The sequence below is a fragment of the Gilliamella sp. Pas-s25 genome (genome assembly GCF_009795885.1).
Lineage (GTDB): Bacteria > Pseudomonadota > Gammaproteobacteria > Enterobacterales > Orbaceae > Gilliamella.
Genome location: NZ_WTEV01000016.1, coordinates 46,717 through 63,852 on the forward strand (window position 1 = coordinate 46,717; position 17,136 = coordinate 63,852).

General features: G+C 35.8%; 20 protein-coding genes. 16 read left to right on the forward strand and 4 right to left on the reverse strand.

Going from position 1 to position 17,136, the window contains the following annotated elements:
- Window positions 1–324 precede the first annotated feature (324 nt).
- The 4 genes from cgtA to rplU all read right to left on the reverse strand — a co-directional run bounded on the left by cgtA (window position 325) and on the right by rplU (window position 3,129).
- Window positions 325–1,491 carry an Obg family GTPase CgtA gene (gene cgtA, locus GQ593_RS08400; protein WP_160431640.1) on the reverse strand — a complete coding sequence of 389 codons (1,167 nt, stop codon included), beginning with the start codon at window positions 1,489–1,491 and terminating at the stop codon, window positions 325–327.
- Window positions 1,491–2,456, reverse strand: a complete 966-nt coding sequence (locus GQ593_RS08405) for a DMT family transporter (RefSeq protein WP_160431641.1) — start codon at window positions 2,454–2,456, stop codon at window positions 1,491–1,493. The genes cgtA and GQ593_RS08405 overlap by 1 nt, the downstream gene beginning before the upstream one ends.
- A gap of 88 nt (window positions 2,457–2,544) precedes the next feature.
- Window positions 2,545–2,805 (reverse strand): 50S ribosomal protein L27, encoded by a 261-nt coding sequence (rpmA, locus tag GQ593_RS08410; protein WP_034915250.1) that lies wholly within the window; start codon window positions 2,803–2,805, stop codon window positions 2,545–2,547.
- Window positions 2,806–2,820: 15 nt separating this feature from the next.
- Window positions 2,821–3,129: a 50S ribosomal protein L21 gene (gene rplU / locus GQ593_RS08415; protein WP_160431642.1), complete on the reverse strand. Its 309-nt coding sequence runs from the start codon at window positions 3,127–3,129 to the stop codon at window positions 2,821–2,823.
- Between the two features lie 230 nt (window positions 3,130–3,359).
- Here rplU and narX point away from each other — a divergent pair, with 230 nt between their 5' ends.
- The 16 genes from narX (at window position 3,360) to GQ593_RS08500 (ending at window position 17,030) form a co-directional block, all read left to right on the forward strand.
- A complete protein-coding gene (narX, locus tag GQ593_RS08420; RefSeq protein WP_160431643.1) occupies window positions 3,360–5,168 on the forward strand; it encodes a nitrate/nitrite two-component system sensor histidine kinase NarX in 1,809 nt (602 codons plus the stop codon).
- 3 nt (window positions 5,169–5,171) lie between these two features.
- Entirely contained in the window at window positions 5,172–5,825 is a 654-nt protein-coding gene (gene narL, locus GQ593_RS08425) for a two-component system response regulator NarL (RefSeq protein WP_160431644.1), read from the forward strand.
- A 320-nt stretch (window positions 5,826–6,145) separates the two neighbouring features.
- A complete protein-coding gene (locus tag GQ593_RS14225) occupies window positions 6,146–6,283 on the forward strand; it encodes a DUF4272 domain-containing protein (protein ID WP_442903600.1) in 138 nt (45 codons plus the stop codon).
- A gap of 455 nt (window positions 6,284–6,738) precedes the next feature.
- A complete protein-coding gene (locus tag GQ593_RS08435; protein WP_160431646.1) occupies window positions 6,739–7,461 on the forward strand; it encodes a DUF4123 domain-containing protein in 723 nt (240 codons plus the stop codon).
- Between the two features lie 9 nt (window positions 7,462–7,470).
- Window positions 7,471–8,469: a hypothetical protein gene (locus tag GQ593_RS08440; RefSeq protein WP_160431647.1), complete on the forward strand. Its 999-nt coding sequence runs from the start codon at window positions 7,471–7,473 to the stop codon at window positions 8,467–8,469.
- A gap of 17 nt (window positions 8,470–8,486) precedes the next feature.
- On the forward strand, window positions 8,487–12,383 hold the full coding sequence (locus GQ593_RS08445) for an RHS repeat-associated core domain-containing protein (protein ID WP_160431648.1): 3,897 nt from the start codon (window positions 8,487–8,489) through the stop codon (window positions 12,381–12,383).
- Window positions 12,383–12,733: a hypothetical protein gene (locus GQ593_RS08450; RefSeq protein ID WP_160431649.1), complete on the forward strand. Its 351-nt coding sequence runs from the start codon at window positions 12,383–12,385 to the stop codon at window positions 12,731–12,733. Before GQ593_RS08445 ends, GQ593_RS08450 begins: the two co-directional genes overlap by 1 nt.
- A gap of 147 nt (window positions 12,734–12,880) precedes the next feature.
- Complete coding sequence (locus tag GQ593_RS08455) at window positions 12,881–13,270, forward strand: hypothetical protein (RefSeq protein WP_160431650.1); 390 nt, start codon at window positions 12,881–12,883, stop codon at window positions 13,268–13,270.
- 426 nt (window positions 13,271–13,696) lie between these two features.
- Window positions 13,697–14,650 carry an RHS repeat domain-containing protein gene (locus tag GQ593_RS13995; protein WP_160431651.1) on the forward strand — a complete coding sequence of 318 codons (954 nt, stop codon included), beginning with the start codon at window positions 13,697–13,699 and terminating at the stop codon, window positions 14,648–14,650.
- A 1-nt stretch (window position 14,651) separates the two neighbouring features.
- Entirely contained in the window at window positions 14,652–15,098 is a 447-nt protein-coding gene (locus tag GQ593_RS08470) for a hypothetical protein (RefSeq protein WP_160431652.1), read from the forward strand.
- A gap of 75 nt (window positions 15,099–15,173) precedes the next feature.
- Window positions 15,174–15,563, forward strand: coding sequence for a hypothetical protein (locus GQ593_RS08475; protein WP_160431653.1), 390 nt, complete (start codon window positions 15,174–15,176; stop codon window positions 15,561–15,563).
- A 60-nt stretch (window positions 15,564–15,623) separates the two neighbouring features.
- Window positions 15,624–15,782 carry a hypothetical protein gene (locus tag GQ593_RS08480; protein WP_160431654.1) on the forward strand — a complete coding sequence of 53 codons (159 nt, stop codon included), beginning with the start codon at window positions 15,624–15,626 and terminating at the stop codon, window positions 15,780–15,782.
- Between the two features lies 1 nt (window position 15,783).
- Entirely contained in the window at window positions 15,784–15,858 is a 75-nt protein-coding gene (locus tag GQ593_RS14230) for an HNH endonuclease (protein ID WP_442903601.1), read from the forward strand.
- Between the two features lie 2 nt (window positions 15,859–15,860).
- Window positions 15,861–16,247, forward strand: a complete 387-nt coding sequence (locus tag GQ593_RS08490) for a hypothetical protein (protein WP_160431656.1) — start codon at window positions 15,861–15,863, stop codon at window positions 16,245–16,247.
- Between the two features lie 193 nt (window positions 16,248–16,440).
- Window positions 16,441–16,635 (forward strand): HNH endonuclease, encoded by a 195-nt coding sequence (locus GQ593_RS14235; protein WP_442903602.1) that lies wholly within the window; start codon window positions 16,441–16,443, stop codon window positions 16,633–16,635.
- Between the two features lie 2 nt (window positions 16,636–16,637).
- Window positions 16,638–17,030 (forward strand): hypothetical protein, encoded by a 393-nt coding sequence (locus GQ593_RS08500; RefSeq protein ID WP_160431657.1) that lies wholly within the window; start codon window positions 16,638–16,640, stop codon window positions 17,028–17,030.
- Window positions 17,031–17,136 lie beyond the last annotated feature (106 nt).

The following is a 17,136-nucleotide window of genomic DNA, read 5'->3' on the forward strand; positions in this document are numbered from 1 at the left end:
AATCACCCAAAAATAAAAAAGCCAGCTTAGCGATGCTAGTCTGGCAAACATTGGAAGCAATGTGAGCAATGTCATACTTTTTCAGAAGCTGTTTAGGCTCTAACAAAGTACTCAATAATGATAATGATTCTCATTACTAAAAGCAAGCATTTTTTAGGCTTTCCTAAATTAAATGAAAATAAATACCTGACTCACTTATTTTATAAAACTGGTTTTATATTCAACTCGTTAAAAAATAAGCAGAACATTTCCTTTCTGCTTTTATTGCTTTGATAAAACGTTTTTATACAATAGCTAAATCCAGATAAAAGACCGTAATACTGATTATTTTTGATAAATAAACTCTACGCCCTCTTCATCACTTTCATCCCAATCATCGAAATCATCGTCATCATCAAAAGCTTCATCCATTGCTTGTTGATGATAATCATCCCACATAAATTCAACTTTTTCGGGTGATGATTCTTCTGGTTCAGCTTCGCGTGGATGGGCATTGATATATTCCATTAAATCCCAGCATAACGCTTTTACGCCTTCTTGATTAATGGAGGAAATAACATAATATTTATCCTGCCAGTCAAGCGCCTTAGCAATTTCAGCCGCACGTTTAGCACTCTCCTCGGGCCCTAATACATCCATTTTATTAAATACTAACCAACGTGGTTTATTCGCTAATTTTTCACTATATTGTTGAACTTCTTGAATGATTACTTTAGCGTTTTCTATCGGATCTGATTCATCTACTGGCGCCATATCAATTAAATGAACTAAAACACGACAGCGTTCAAGGTGTTTTAAAAACCGAATACCAAGCCCTGCACCATCTGATGCACCTTCAATCAAACCGGGAATATCAGCAACAACAAAACTTTGCTCATTATCCATTCGAACCACACCCAAACTAGGTACTAAAGTGGTAAATGGATAATCGGCAACTTTCGGTTTAGCCGCTGAAACAGCGCGAATGAAGGTTGATTTACCAGCATTAGGCAAGCCTAACATCCCCACATCAGCAAGCAATAATAATTCTAATAGCACATCACGCTTTTCACCCGGAGTACCATCAGTTTTTTGTCTTGGCGCACGATTAACCGATGATTTAAAACGCGCATTTCCAAGTCCATGAAAGCCACCTTTGGCAACTAACACTTTTTGTTGATGATGCGTTAAATCACCGATAATTTCGCCAGTATATTTGTCCGTAATACGTGTTCCCACCGGCACTTTAACAGTAATATCTCGACCACGTTTACCCGTACAATCAGAACCTTGTCCATTTTGACCTCGTTCTGCGCGATAATTTTTTTCAAACTGGAAATCAACAAGTGTGTTTAAATTTTCATCAGCAACAAAAAAGACATCACCACCATCACCACCGTCGCCACCATCAGGGCCACCTTTTGGTATATACTTTTCTCTGCGAAAACCGACACAACCGTTTCCACCATCTCCTGCTTCAACTCGAATTGATGCTTCATCAACAAATTTCATTATTCTTCCCCTTTATTGCGGTTAATTAGCCAGCCTTTTCTTGGATGCCAAAGGTAATGCCCAATGGTGGCAAACATTGCGCCCGCAACAACAGACACTGCGCCAATATAACCTAAAATATTTAAATATTGCATAGCAAACTTTTCAGGCCAAATTAATGCAAACAAATCTGAAAAGATCAGTGCAAATAATGGTGTTAAGGTTGTTATAGCACTCACTTGTGCAGCTTGCCACCTTTCCATTGCCATCACTAACGCCCCGTAAGCAATAATGGTATTCAAACCACAAAATATGATAGCAAACAGTTGCGTTGCATCAGCATTGGCTATTTTACTTGGTGAAGTAAAAGGCAACAAAAATACAGTACAAATAAGATAGATTAACCAAAGTAGTTGTTCTGCACGTAATTTTCGTAATAGCACTTTTTGGGCAAGCGCATAGCAAGCCCACGATACAGATGCAAGTAAACCAAGCCAAATACCGATGCTATACGCAGACATATTAGAAAAAAGATCGACAATATTTTTATTAAAAAATAGTACAAGCCCAGTGAGTAAAACTAAAATACCAATAATCTGAGTCGGTCTTAGTCGCTCTTTAAAAATAAAAGCACTTGAAATCATAAATATCACAATGCCAGTTTGCCCAACCACCTGCGCTGTTGTGGCAGAAAGATACTGAACAGCACTTGCAAATAATGCAAAATTACCCAACAATCCAAATCCAGCAATCATCAATAAAATAAAACGACGACGTTTTTTAAACATCATTAAATTAGGGAATTGCTTTTTGTAAGCCAGCCAGATAGTAATACCAAGCGCTGAAATAGCCAATCGTGACCAAGCTAATGTTAATGGATCAACAACGACTAGTGCATATTTCATTGCAACTGGCACAATGCCCCACATCACTGCAGTTAACATGGCAAGTGCAAAACCTAATTGAACATTTTGCTGTTTTATCATATCGCCATCAATTTTATATAAATTTCAAGAAATGAAAAAAGCCCCACAATAACTGTGAGGCTTCTATAACTTTTGAACCGCTTTTAAATTAGCTATTAGCAACTACACTAACATAACGACGGTTTTTAGGTCCTTTAACTTCAAACTTTACTTGTCCATCAATTAAGGCAAATAGAGTATGGTCACGACCACAACCTACATTAGTACCTGGGTGGAATTGAGTTCCACGTTGACGAACTAAAATGTTACCAGCAAGAACTTCTTGACTACCATAACGTTTAACACCTAAACGTTTACTTTGGGAATCACGACCATTACGTGATGAACCACCAGCCTTCTTATGTGCCATTGTTCGATACTCCTATTAAGCGATTGCAGTGATCTTCACATCAGTGAACCACTGACGGTGACCTTGTTGTTTACGATAGTGTTTACGACGACGGAATTTAACAATTTTCACTTTATCGCCACGACCGTGCTCAACAATTTCTGCTTTAACTGTTGCACCTTCAACAAACGGAGCACCAACTTTGATGTCTTCACCATTTGCTACCATTAAAACTTTATCGAAAACAACTTCTGCACCTGTTTCGACTTCAATTTTTTCCAAGCGAACGACTTGTCCTTCGCTAACTCGGTGTTGTTTACCACCACTTTGGAAAACTGCGTACATACTTAACTCCGCAATAAAAAGCAGACGATTACTTGATTAAACATATATGTCTGCGCGATTAATCTTATAGGGCGTGAATTTTACGCAAAATTTATCCTTGTTGCAAGCGCTGTTTACCAAAAGATCGCAAAAAGTGACAAAAAAAATCAGAGGTATACTCTTTTCAGGCTACAATAATCATAAATTGCTATTTATCTGAAATAAAATTATAAAATAATGTTGAGTTTTTTATGTCGAAAAGAAAAATTGGCTACAGTGCATCAATTATTAATCGTTTAACACTATTAATGTTTTTTTTAGGTACTATTGCATTAATCGCCTTATCGTTTTCAATTCAGGTAGCTAATGATGCAAAAGGTGGGGCATATCTGGTTAATCAATTAGGTTTACTAAGAATGAAGAACTACCAACTGCTTACCATGATTCCTCTTAACAAAAAAGAGTATGACCACTTGAACATTTTTATGGATATTTCTTCATCTAAGCAGCATCTTATGCTCTTAAAACGCTACGGCTTAATGAATGAATTTAATCGGTTAGAAACTGATTGGCAAACTCGACTTACAACTAAAATAAAGCAAGCACAAAAAATGGATGATATAAAAAGTGACATTGAAAATTATGTTATTCGTATTAATGATTTAGTACATAAAATTGATCAAAATACCGAGAAAAAGATTCAACATATTTCTCAAATACAACAATTATTTATTGTTATCATTGCTCTATTTCTTATCGCTCAGATCTACTATTTACGTTACTGTCTTCTTGCTCCATGGAAAAAACTAATTGATATGGCCGAAGCTATTTCGAACCACAATTTTAAAGCGCGTTTTGCTATTAGAGCCAAAAAGAATGAATTTGATCTATTAGGGCAGGCTTTCAATAAAATGTCAACTCAGATCGAGTCACAATATTTATTACTAGAACAACAAGTTGCTGAAAAAACTGCTAAATTACAACAAACCAATAAGATCGTTTCCTTTCAATATCAATCAACCAAGCAACTACATACTTCAGAACCATTATGTGAACGTTTTTTAAAAATATTACACGATCTGGAGGAATTAGTCCCACTAACTCAATTTCAAATTCGCTTTTATGAATCAGATGATCCTAAGCATTATCAACAAATCAGTTATGATAATGAGCAAAAATTACCCTATTGCCAAAATCCCACTTGCAGTGCATGTTTGATCTCATCAAAACCTGATCAGAAAAATGGTTTTCAACGTCATTGGTATCTTCAAGAGAACGACGAAAAATATGGGATATTATTCGCTTTACAGTCAGAAGAGGTCATCTTAACCGATGAGCAAGAAAACTTAATTATGGGATTGATTGAGCAAATGACCACTGCAATGAAGCTAGAAAGAAAAATAGAACAACAAAAGCAATATTTATTAATGAAAGAACGCTCAGCTATGGCTAGAGAGCTACATGACTCCATCGCTCAATCGTTATCTTGTTTAAAAATACACCTTAGCTGCTTACAAATGCAGTCAGATTTAACATCTCAAAACAGTATTGATTTATTAGCAACCATGCGCAAAGAGATCAATATTACCTACTCCCAATTACGAGAACTAATTACCTCTTTCCACTTACGCCTTAATCAAACCGGCTTTTATGCAAGCTTAGTAGAATTAATTGAAGAATTTAATCAAAAATTACAATTCAATATTCAGTTTGAATACCATTTACCATTAAATATTATCAATAGTAAATATGCATTTCATTTATTGCAGATTATTCGAGAAGGACTTAATAATATATACAAACATGCTAAAGCCACACATGTAATTGTAAGTTTAAATATTGATGACAATCAAATTATCTCTGTTTGCATAAAAGACAATGGCATTGGCTTACAAAATGATATTAAACAAGAAAATCATTATGGTTTGATCATTATGCGTGATAGAGTTGAAACACTAAATGGTAATTTAACAATAGATAGCCCCCCCAACAAAGGGACACAAATTATGGTAACATTTAAAGCAAATAAAACCATTCCATTTCAGGCAATAAAAGAGTAAAAAATGGAACAAATAAATAGCTCAATACTGCTTATTGATGATCACCCAATGTTAAGAAATGGCGTAAAACAGTTAATCAATACTGTCAACTATTTTGAAATTGTGGGTGAGACAGGCTCAGGAATAGAAGGCGTTAAACTAGCAGAAGAGCTTGATCCTGATATTATTCTGCTTGATATCAATATGCAAGATGTGAATGGACTAGAAATATTACGCTATTTACGAGAAATAAACATCTCTAGCCGTATTATTATATTTACAGTATCAGATGCGAAAGAAGATATTATCACAGCACTAAAAAACGGCGCAGATGGTTATTTATTAAAGGATATGGAGCCTGAAGATTTTCTAAAATCGCTACAGGATATTTCGATAGGCAAGCTCATTATGGATAATGCTATTTCGCATATTATCCTCAATTATATGCGTCATAACAAAGAGCCAATCACAAAGCAAATACGTGATGTCAGCTTGTTAACACCAAGAGAAAATGAAATCTTTAATTTATTAGTCCAAGGATTATCAAACAAACTGATCGCCAAAGAGCTTGGTATCGTAGAAAGCACAGTCAAAGTACATATCAAAAGTATATTCAAAAAGCTCAATTTTAAATCCCGAATGGAAATGACCGTATGGTATCTACAAAGTAAGGAATAATCTTATCCACTGAAAAATAAAAATAGATAAATCTTTATGCCTAATCCTTAATAAGATAATTACAAAATACAAAAATGGAGCATATTCATTCAAAACCACAAAGATACAATAGTTTATAATAGAATTGGATGAACAAATAGCCGCTATTTATAGCCATAAAAAACACAAAATCTAAATAGGAATGTTTGAAATGCCAATATTGATCAATGCTTATTCGACAGTAATGCATCCACCAGCCATTGATTTCCCTTGTGAACGTTTATATCACCGCGGATTAGGTAATATTAAAACCTGTTAGTGAATTGTTAGATGCCTTAGATTTGCATTACCGCTTACATTGGATAACCACAGATTTGCGAATAAAAAACAAGCAACCACCTGCATCGATTATAAGTGATGTTATTCAAGAACACCATTATGCATTAAATTGGTTAACTTGCTTTGAAAATGCGGATTGAGATGATGTCGATACACCGACCTGATATTAGGCATTTGCATAAAGTTGACATCGTATTTGTATTAAATTAATAAATACGATGTCAATATTTTACATATTAACAATTGCAAAACCACTAAATCGCATAAAACGGTTTCGAGTAAAGTGCGTAATGAGTTTTGAGCGGTTTCTTAAAATCATGAAGTGTAAAAACTCGACGTTTTTAGGAACATGATAAAAAAACAAGAAAAAATAGCATTTAAAAAAATCGCATAGATGATAAAATAACCTCATTTTAAATAAACAAATACATTAATTTTTCAATTTCTTAATACTTTCTAAAGGAATTTAGGTCGATATGGTGGGGCTCGTTGTTAGTCGTATTGTTTTAGTAATTAATCATTATTTCCTTTTATTTGATGGGTCACGTGATTGTTCTGCATTACCAGTTTTATCATTTGATGGCAGGTGCAAATTATGATGGATTTCCCACTGTCTAACTGGCGCACCATCACCGCCACTTCTTCCATGCCTTTATATGCGGTGCTCTCTAACGTCAGTGACGCGCAAGCTGTTAAAAACTACTATATTACCGATGGTTCACAAACGCCTTATGGCCTTTATACTGGCACCCCTTACGAACACTGGTTTTCAGTGATGCCCATGCTAGTTAGACTTGATGAGCACAGCCCCTTTTTAGATTGGATAAACAACACCGAGTACAAAGACTGGGGCTGGCTGGCACGCTCTCATTTACCCTTCGAGACCATCTGTGCCCATTTACGTAGCCTAACCCAAGCCATAATGCCGGGTGGCGAAGCAGTGTTTTTTCGCTACTGGGATGGCGAATACCTGTCAATTATGCTTGATCACTTTACCGATAGCTGGCAAGACGTGCTGCCTGCCTTTGCTTTTTATTGGATCAATCACCAATCGCATGTGGTGCATGTGCCACTTGAACAAGCGGTACAAACATCACCTTGGTGGCAAGTGCCAGAATCATTAATACAAAAATTGCTAACAAATAAAGAAAATCTTTTATTAAATAATATATTACAAACATTACAAGAAAGTTACCCGAATATATATTGGACATATCGGCATGATGTTTTAGAGAAAAAAGTCAAACGTTTATTACAACATAATAATAAGAACAAAAGTGATGTTTGGAATTTAATTTTACAACAACTTCAATCATAGGATAACAAAATGACAGAGGAAATCATTGATCCCCCATTATCTGAGTCTGTTATCACATCAGATGTACAAGCCGAAGCCAATAAAGTCATAAATGAGGTTATTACTGATTTTAAAAATTGCCTTAATGACTACAAATCATTAACCGATACAATGCTGATCGGACGCTTTTTTGATATGGATCAGCAAATTAAGGTGGGTGATATGGAAATTGTTCAAAATGTCCAAAGTCGTGCACGAATGGATGGGGTTACCACCTGCCCATTAAGCGGAGAGCTGGTTATCATACATACGTTTCAAACCGCAGGTAAAACCATTCCAATTCCGAAAACCAAATACCGCGTATATGAGGTAAAATCAGGTTATAGATGGGGTGGTGATAATTACGTCAGCGAAGGTACATTAGATGATAATGGTAAAGCCGTCTTAAAATTAAAGCCAAATCAAAAATATAAAATTATGTTTTATCCCAATATTACAAAAAAAGATTTAGACAAGCTGTATGCTTCTTATGATGATTTAATCAATAAATGTGCAGCTTGGTTAGAAAAAAACTGGAATAATCGACAAAAGCAGGAATGGGAAACTTATATTGCTAATGGTGCATCAATAGATTGGGCCGAGGCATGTAAAGAGTTTGCTGATGGTATCTGGAGTACGTTAAAAGACATTTGGAATTTAGTTTGTAAATTATTTGATATATTTTGTCATCCTTTAGAAAATTTAAAAAAACTTAAACAACTTATAGGTGATGGTGCTGAAAAGTTAATCCAAATGTATGATGAATATAAAGATGAAATAGGCGATATGCTAATGATGCTTAAAGATGAAGCAATGCTATTTATCTTTTTTAATGCAACTTGGTGTCTTTTCAAATTATTAACCCCACAACAATTAATTAACTTTAGTGCCAAAATTGTAGGGCAAGTATTAACCGAAGTGATTATTGCTATTATTTTACCGGGCACAGTTCTAAAAAAAGGATTTGATATAGCAATGAACTTTGCTTAATCATAAGGATTATAATAATGGTAAAAAAGAAGAGATCAACTAAATCAACTAAATCAACTAAAGAACTTATCAATTCTCTAGACGAGTTAACCGAAATAGCTAAGCAAGCATGTAAAAAGCATGTCAAAGATAACCATGCAATAATTCACAGTGGTGACGCGAATCTTAGCGTAAACAAAAAGGCAACAACCCATAGCAATGCAACGGGTGTAACTGAACATGGCAGCGTTGCTTCATCGGGTGGTAAGCCACAGACAAAAATAGAAGATCCATCGCCACATATCACCGACACCCCAGAGGCAGGTAAAAATGCCAAAGGTCAGGCGGTTTCGTCAGATAAACATACGCCTCATGATGGTGACCCCATATCGTTATTAACTGGTGAAGAGCTATTATCGGTTGAAGATGGTTACTTAACTGGCATCGTGCCTTTTATTTGGCAACGTTTTTATCGTACTAGTGCTGTTGAATTGCAGCAAGGATTGGGCTATGGCTGGTCGCACTTTTTAAGTCAACATTTGGTATTTAACAACGATAGCATCACATGGTCAGACCATGAAAATCGTCAAGTTAGCTTTCCCTATCCAACCGAAAAATACACACATAGATTAAATAGCTTATCAGAAGCCATGCTGTGTCAAGGCGAACAAGATAATGAGTTTATCATTGTTCAATCAAATCAACCGTCTTTAGTGTTTAAACGTTCAAAAGACGGTAAAACCGCTTATCTGAAACGCATTATAGACCAGCATAACAATGCCATTAAGGTTATTTATAACACCAATCGGCTGCCTTCTGCCATTTTATCACCAGCAGAGCAACCGACACGCAAATTAGTATTTATTTATGAAAATGAAATAGACGTAGCCCCTAATGAAAATAACCCCAACCCGCCTAATAATATAAATTTAATCAAACAAGTTGAATTACAAACCCGCGTCGCACAACAATGGCAACGTGTTTCGGTGCTAGCAACGTATACTTATAACTCGCTTCACCAACTTGTTGCGGTGACAAATGCAGCAAATGAGACCGAGCACTATTCTTATGATGATAAGCACGTTATTCAATCACGAGTCATGGCTGGTGGGGCAACATTTTATTGGGCATGGCAAAATGAAGGTAAGCACGTACGCTGTTTACGTCAATGGGCGAACTTTCCTCAACTTGATAGTCGCTATCAATGGAATGATGAAGAAAACAGTGTCACTATAATTCACCAAGATGGCAGTAAAAGTTATTATAAGCATAATACCCATGGTAAATTAGTCCAAAAAACATCCGCTGCGGGTAATGTACAAACCTACGAATATAATGATAAAGGGCAACTGACCGCTGAAATTGATGGCGAAGGTCATATCACCTATTATGATTACTCCCCCATCACTGGCGCTTTAGATACCATCACTTATCCAGATGGGCATTGTGTTAATTATGACTACTTGCATGGGGAAATTTATACCATCACCCATGGCGATAAAGAGACCTATCAGCAATGGCGTTTTCGGCGTGATAGCCAAGGGAACTTACTGGAACTCATCGACCCTCAAGAGCGTAGCACAGTATATCAATATAATGCTCAAGGTAAGCCCATTTTTATTCAATATCCTGACCACAGTCACCAACGTTTAGTTTGGTCAGAGCAAGGTGAATTATTAGAAGATAACTCTTCAATTCAAGGGTTACGCCAATTTGGCTATGATGCTATAGGTCGCCTAGTATGGGAAAAACAACAAGACGGCAGTACCACACACTACCGTTATGATGCGTTAAATCGGATTACCAAAATTATCTTACCCGATAACACAACCCGTGAGTATCGTTACAATGCTTATGGTAAAGTGATTTGGTTTAAAGATGAAATGGGTAAAATCACCCAATATGATTACGCCGCGCCGTTACACCTACTCACCCAGTTACACCAACCTAATGGTGAAAAACTGACTTATCAATACGATAATGGGCATTTACAGATTAGCCAAATCACCAATCAAAAAGGCGAGCACTATCAGTTTCGGTACACAGCCGATGGGTTATTAAGTGAAGAAATTGGTTTTGATAATATAAAAACCACTTACCATTATAATAAAAACAACCAACTTATTGCCCGTTGTGAATACGGTGATGAACATCAATCTGAACCATTCATTACCCGTTATGAGCGTGACAGTGTTGGGCGATTAGTTCAAAAAATATTACCGGATGGAAATATTGAACACTATGAATATGACACTATCGGTCGCTTGATTGCGGTAAAAGATAACGATAATGTGTTATGTTGGGAATATAATAAAAGTAATCAACTCATAGCCGAACATCAAAATTGGGCGACTATCCGCCATCGCTATGATGATAATACAGGCTTACTCAGTGGCACTAAACTGCCCGATGGACAATGGTTAGAATATCATTACAATCACGGTCAGCTACTGGGGATGACGCTTGACCACCAGCCATTAGCAGCTTTCCGTTGGGATAAACAAGGGCGAGAATATGAACGCCGTCAGGGTAATGGTCTCGTTAATCGTTATGATTATGATAATTTAAGCCGATTAACTCGCCATCAGATTTTTCATGGTTTTGATTTGGATTCACTGCCTAGTCCAACGCCTTTGTGGCAACAAGATTATCGTTATCAGGCGGATAATCAACTTAGTCAAATTCGGGGAAATTCAGCTCGAGAGTATCAATACGATGCCATCGGTCAGTTAACTTCGGTGGGTAAGCCTAAACATCATCAAACGCATCACGCTCCGCCATTAGAGATGCTACACTATGATGCTACGGGCAACTTCCTGAGTGACACCAAAACCCATATTACCAAAGGCAACCGCCTGACCTTTTTTAGTGACAAACACTTTGAGTATGACCGCTTTGGTAATCTGATTGTCGAAAAGCGCGGCAAAGACCACCGTCTAGTCACCCACTATGAGTACGACTGCCGGCATCGGTTAATCAAAGTAATTAAGCCGACAGGGCTAATTATCACCTATACTTATGATGCCTTTAATCGACGTACCAGTAAAACAGTAGACGGCAAAACCACCGAGTTTATCTGGCAAGACCATAAATTAATTGCAGAATGTGCCGATAACGATAAATTCTGGCGAAGTTATATTTATGAACCCGATAGCCATCGTCCCCTTGCCCAAATCCTTGGAAAAGCAGGACAGTCAGAAAAGTTAAAAACCTACTGGTATCAAAATAACTACTTAGGCACTCCTCATCGCCTTACAGACAGCCTTGGCGACACTGTCTATGAATGCGAATACAGCGCCTATGGCGAAATCACCTATGAACACTGGCCACAAGCTGAAAATAATATTAAACCCATCAATCCCCTCAGATTTCAGGGACAATATTTTGATGAGGAGACAGGTTTACATTATAATCTTAATCGCTATTACGACCCATTTACAGGTAGGTATATCACCCAAGATCCGCTAGGTATACTAGGTGGATTAAATAGTTACCAATATGCCGGTAGTGATCCGATAAATTGGGTTGATCCGTTAGGATTACTTAAAATTGAAAATAGTGGTTTTGAGGGGGTATTTGATAATAGAACAGAATTAGAAATTGATCCTAAAAAATTCGACTATTTATATGGCAAAGTGACTAGCGGTACGCATAATACTGATAGGTCAACCCAATTGTCTCAAACAATGAGACGACTAGGGTTACAAACAGATGAATCGGGAACAAAAATATTAACTGAGCATTTTGATAAAATTATTAATACACAAGATAATATTATAGATACTTATATCAAAGGTTCACAAAAATTTGAAATCAGAGAATCACTACTAATAGGTCCATCAGGTAAAGCAACAAAATTAGAAAGTTCATTTGAAATCATGCCTAATGGTTCTAGAAGATTTGTTACAACAATACCGAAAGAAGGTAAAAAATAATGTTTATTCAATATTTTCCAGATGATATCGATTTACTTACTTTTTTCGAAAGTGAACCTATATTTCAAAATGCCGCTGATTTACACTTTGCGTATGAGTTTACAGATGGTAATGGAATGTCCATCATGTTTTCATTTAGTGCAACTGCTGGTTGGATTCAAGCTATAATTAAGTTTAAGGGAAAAAAAGTTTCCCACTATTTAATGGAAGGAGTGAAATTTTTTAAAATAGAAAAAGATGTTATTGGTGAATATTTAAGCTCTGAAATTGAATTAGAGGATACAATAACAAAAGTTGAGATAAGAATAATACCATTTATTTCAGTTAAATTTTCAACACTAATTCGATAAACAACGATATTGAAAATATTATATACTATTAATTTTAATTACGATAGAACTGCCCGCATAGAAGCCGAACTACTCCAGCCAGAGCCCTTTAATCGGCAGTTATGGTCTGTGATTATATGGTAATGCATTATATAAAGGGAAATAAATATGCTAAGATTAGAAAAAAATAGTGAGGCTATCGGCATTAATTTTGTATATTATTGTTTACTATCTGGTGCCATCAATATGAATGAGGTCAATCGTTGGGCTGAAAAAGTCATTGGCGAAAATGAAGTAAGTGATTTACCCGATTATATTTTTGATTTAATTGATTTTAAAGGAGAAGTAACAGAATTACGAAGATTGATCGGTTTGTTTCCTTCTTGGGAGTGCACAAAAGCGCAAGATAGGGCTATTTATGGTATAAGAGTAAGGAGAGGTCGAAAGTTACGCAAAGACGATGTATCTTTTAATGAAGAACAAGCATTAGAAGCCTTGAAAAAACACCCAGAAATCGAAAAATTATTTAGAGAAACATTCCCATTTATCGATCTTTAATCTTTTTATTCATCAGCTTACATCGCTACTATAAGAAGAATGGTTAGGATGTTCGCTAGGATGATAAGCAGAAAAGAGTTATCTACTTTTCTGCTTTTTTTATGCAAACTTAAAAATACAGTATTGTGGCATTACAGGCAACCGCCTGACCTTTTTTAGTGACAAACACTTTGAGTATGACCGCTTTGGTAATCTGATTGTCGAAAAGCGCGGCAAAGACCACCGTCTAGTCACCCACTATGAGTACGACTGCCGGCATCGGTTAATCAAAGTAATTAAGCCGACAGGGCTAATTATCACCTATACTTATGATGCCTTTAATCGACGTACCAGTAAAACAGTAGACGGCAAAACCACCGAGTTTTTTTATTCGTCTCATCCTTGAGACTCACCCTTGCAGGGCCAACGCTAAAGCGTTGTTCAAATTTGTTCCAGACAAATTTGTGGCAAGACCATAAATTAATTGCAGAATGTGCCGATAACGATAAATTCTGGCGAAGTTATATTTATGAACCCGACAGCCACCGCCCCCTTGCCCAAATCCTTGGAAAAGCAGGACAGTCAGAAAAGTTAAAAACCTACTGGTATCAAAATAACTACTTAGGCACTCCTCATCGCCTTACAGACAGCCTTGGCGACACTGTCTATGAATGCGAATACAGCGCCTATGGCGAAATCACCTATGAACACTGGCCACAAGCTGAAAATAATATTAAACCCATCAATCCCCTCAGATTTCAGGGACAATATTTTGATGAGGAGACAGGTTTACATTATAATATTAATCGCTATTACGACCCATTTACAGGCAGATATATCACCCAAGATCCGCTTGGTATACTAGGTGGATTAAATAGTTACCAATATGCCGGTAGTGATCCTATAAATTGGGTTGATCCGTTAGGATTAATTAAGATTGAAAATAATGGGTTTGAAGGAATTGCTGGAAAAAAGGTTAATGATACAGCCGCTGAAACAATAGAAGGTTTAGATAGACCAGTTAGACTACCAAATGCTGACTTTCCTCCTAATCAAACTGTAACTGATGCCCTTAAAAGTGATAAATTTAAAAATATGGCAAAATGTAGTGGTCTGGATTGCTCTGAAATTGCAGAAAAACTTCTAAATATTGCTGATGGTAGAGGAAAAATTATTGAAGTTCGCCCCAAAAATAAAGGTCAATTGAATGTTTTTGAAAATGGAAGAATTGAAATTGATCAATATTATCACCAAGTTTATACCGATAATAAATACATTTATGACATTCGTTTGTCATCACAACCAATACCAAAGGGCGACTGGAAAAAACACATAAAAGCGATCAATCCTGATGGAGTTATAATTTCTAATAAATTATATGGTTTAAAGGGGAAAAAATAATATGTCTATATATAAAATATCCGATAGTGAAGGTGAATTATTAAATATAATTGAAGAGGTTAGTCCTCTTGAGTGGAGACGCTATAATCAGAAATATCCACAGATAAGAATTAATAATCGATTAGAAAAAAAAGACTGTTCAAATATACCTCCATTTGTCGCATTTCGGTTTGAAAATGAATCGGAAGAAATTATTAATAAATTAAAATTTCTTATAAATAACTATCGTGGTTTTATTAAATGGGAACTTCATAAACATAAACGAGAACCATTACAGGGAACTAACTGGGTTATAAGACCATTAAGAGTTAAGGAAGTAACAGCTTTAGCTGAAAAGAATGGATTAGCATCTGAAGAGTATTTAGCAAAATATGAACCAGAGTTTGGCCCAATTGCATTTGATGATCTTAATGCTTTAACACAATACATCGCAGACAATTTAAAATAATTTTATTAAATCTTCTTACCAAGCGATTGTGAACATTATTTTAAGTGTAATTTCTGCATTTAAGGGGAAATAAATATGCTAAGATTAGAAAAAAAGAGTGAGGCTATTGGCATTAATTTTGTATATTATTGTTTACTATCTGGTGCCATCAATATGGATGAAGTCAATCGTTGGGCCGAAAAAGTCATTGGCGAAAATGAAGTAAGTGATTTACCCGATTATATTTTTGATTTGATTGATTTTAAAGGAGAAGTAACAGAATTACGAAGATTGATCGGTTTGTTTCCTTCTTGGGAGTGCACAAAAGCGCAAGATAGGGCTATTTATGGTATAAGAGTAAGGAGAGGTCGAAAGTTACGCAAAGACGATGTATCTTTTAATGAAGAACAAGCATTAGAAGCCTTAAAAAAACACCCAGAAATCGAAAAATTATTTAGGGAAACATTCCCTTTTATCGATCTTTAATCATTTTATCCATCAGATTATATCGCTACTATAAAAAGAATGGTTAGGATGTTCGCTGGGATGATAAGCAGAAAAGAGTTATCTACTTTTCTGCTTTTTTATGCAAACTTAAAAATACAGTATTGTGGCATTACAGGCAACCGCCTGACCTTTTTTAGTGACAAACACTTTGACTATAACCGCTTTGGTAACCTTATTGTCGAAAAACGCGGAAAATAGAATGCAATTGGTTCCAAAGGACGCACATTTACAGACAGGCCATATAGGTGGCGAAGCATTATCTAAGGGGAAATAAATATGTTAGGATTAGTAAAAGGCAATGATCAGACTATTGGTTTTGTATATGTTTGTTTATTATCTGGCGTTATCAATATGGATGAGGTCAATCGTTGGGCAGAAAAAGTCATTGGCGAAAATGAAGTAAGTGATTTACCGGATTATATTTTTGATGTAATTGATTTTAAAGGAATAGTTACTGAGTTAGAACGCTTGATCGGATTTTTTCCTTCTTGGAAGTGCACAAAAGAGCAAGATAGAGCTGTTTATGGTATAAGAGTAAGAAGAGGTCGAAAGTTACGCAAAGACGATGTATCTTTTAATGAAGAACAAGCATTAGAAGCCTTAAAAAAACACCCAGAAATCGAAAAATTATTTAGAGAAACATTCCCATTTGTCGATTTTTAATCTTTTTATTCATCAGCTTATATCGCTACTATAAGAAGAATGGTTAGGATGTTCGCTAGGATGATAAGCAGAAAAGAGTTATCTACTTTTCTGCTTTTTTTATGCAAACTTAAAAATACAGTATTGTGGCATTACAGGCAACCGCCTGACCTTTTTTAGTGACAAACACTTTGACTATAACCGCTTTGGTAATCTGATTGTCGAGGGAGAAATAAATCCCGGGATATTTACACCAGAGCAGTTAAACGCAATTAATGCCGGTAAACCTAAAATACCTGGTTATACTTGGCATCATCATCAACATCGCGGTAGAATGCAATTGGTTCCAGAGGACGCACATTTACAGACAGGCCATATAGGTGGCGAAGCATTATCTAAGGGGAAATAAATATGTTGGAGTTAAAAAATGATAAAGCAATTGGTTTTGTATATTATTGTTTACTATGTGGTGCCATCAATATGGATGAGATCAATCGTTGGGCTGAAAAAGTCATTGGCGAAAATGAAGTAAGCGATTTACCCGATTATATTTTTGATTTAATTGATTTCAAAGGGTCTGTTAGAGAGCTGGAAAGATTAATCGGTTTGTTTTCTCGATTTTTTATTCACTGGAGATGCACAAAAGCGCAAAATAGGGCTATTTATGGCATAGCGGTAAAAAGAGGGGAAAAATTGTCTCAAGACGATGTATCTTTTAATGAAGAACAAGCACTAAAAGCCTTAAAAAAACACCCAGAAATCGAAAAATTATTTAGAGAAACATTCCCATTTATCGATTTTTAATCTTTTTATTCATCAGCTTATATCGCTACTATAAAAAGAATGGTTAGGATGTTCGCTAAGATGATAAGCAGAAAAGAGTTATCTACTTTTCTGCTTTTTTTATGCA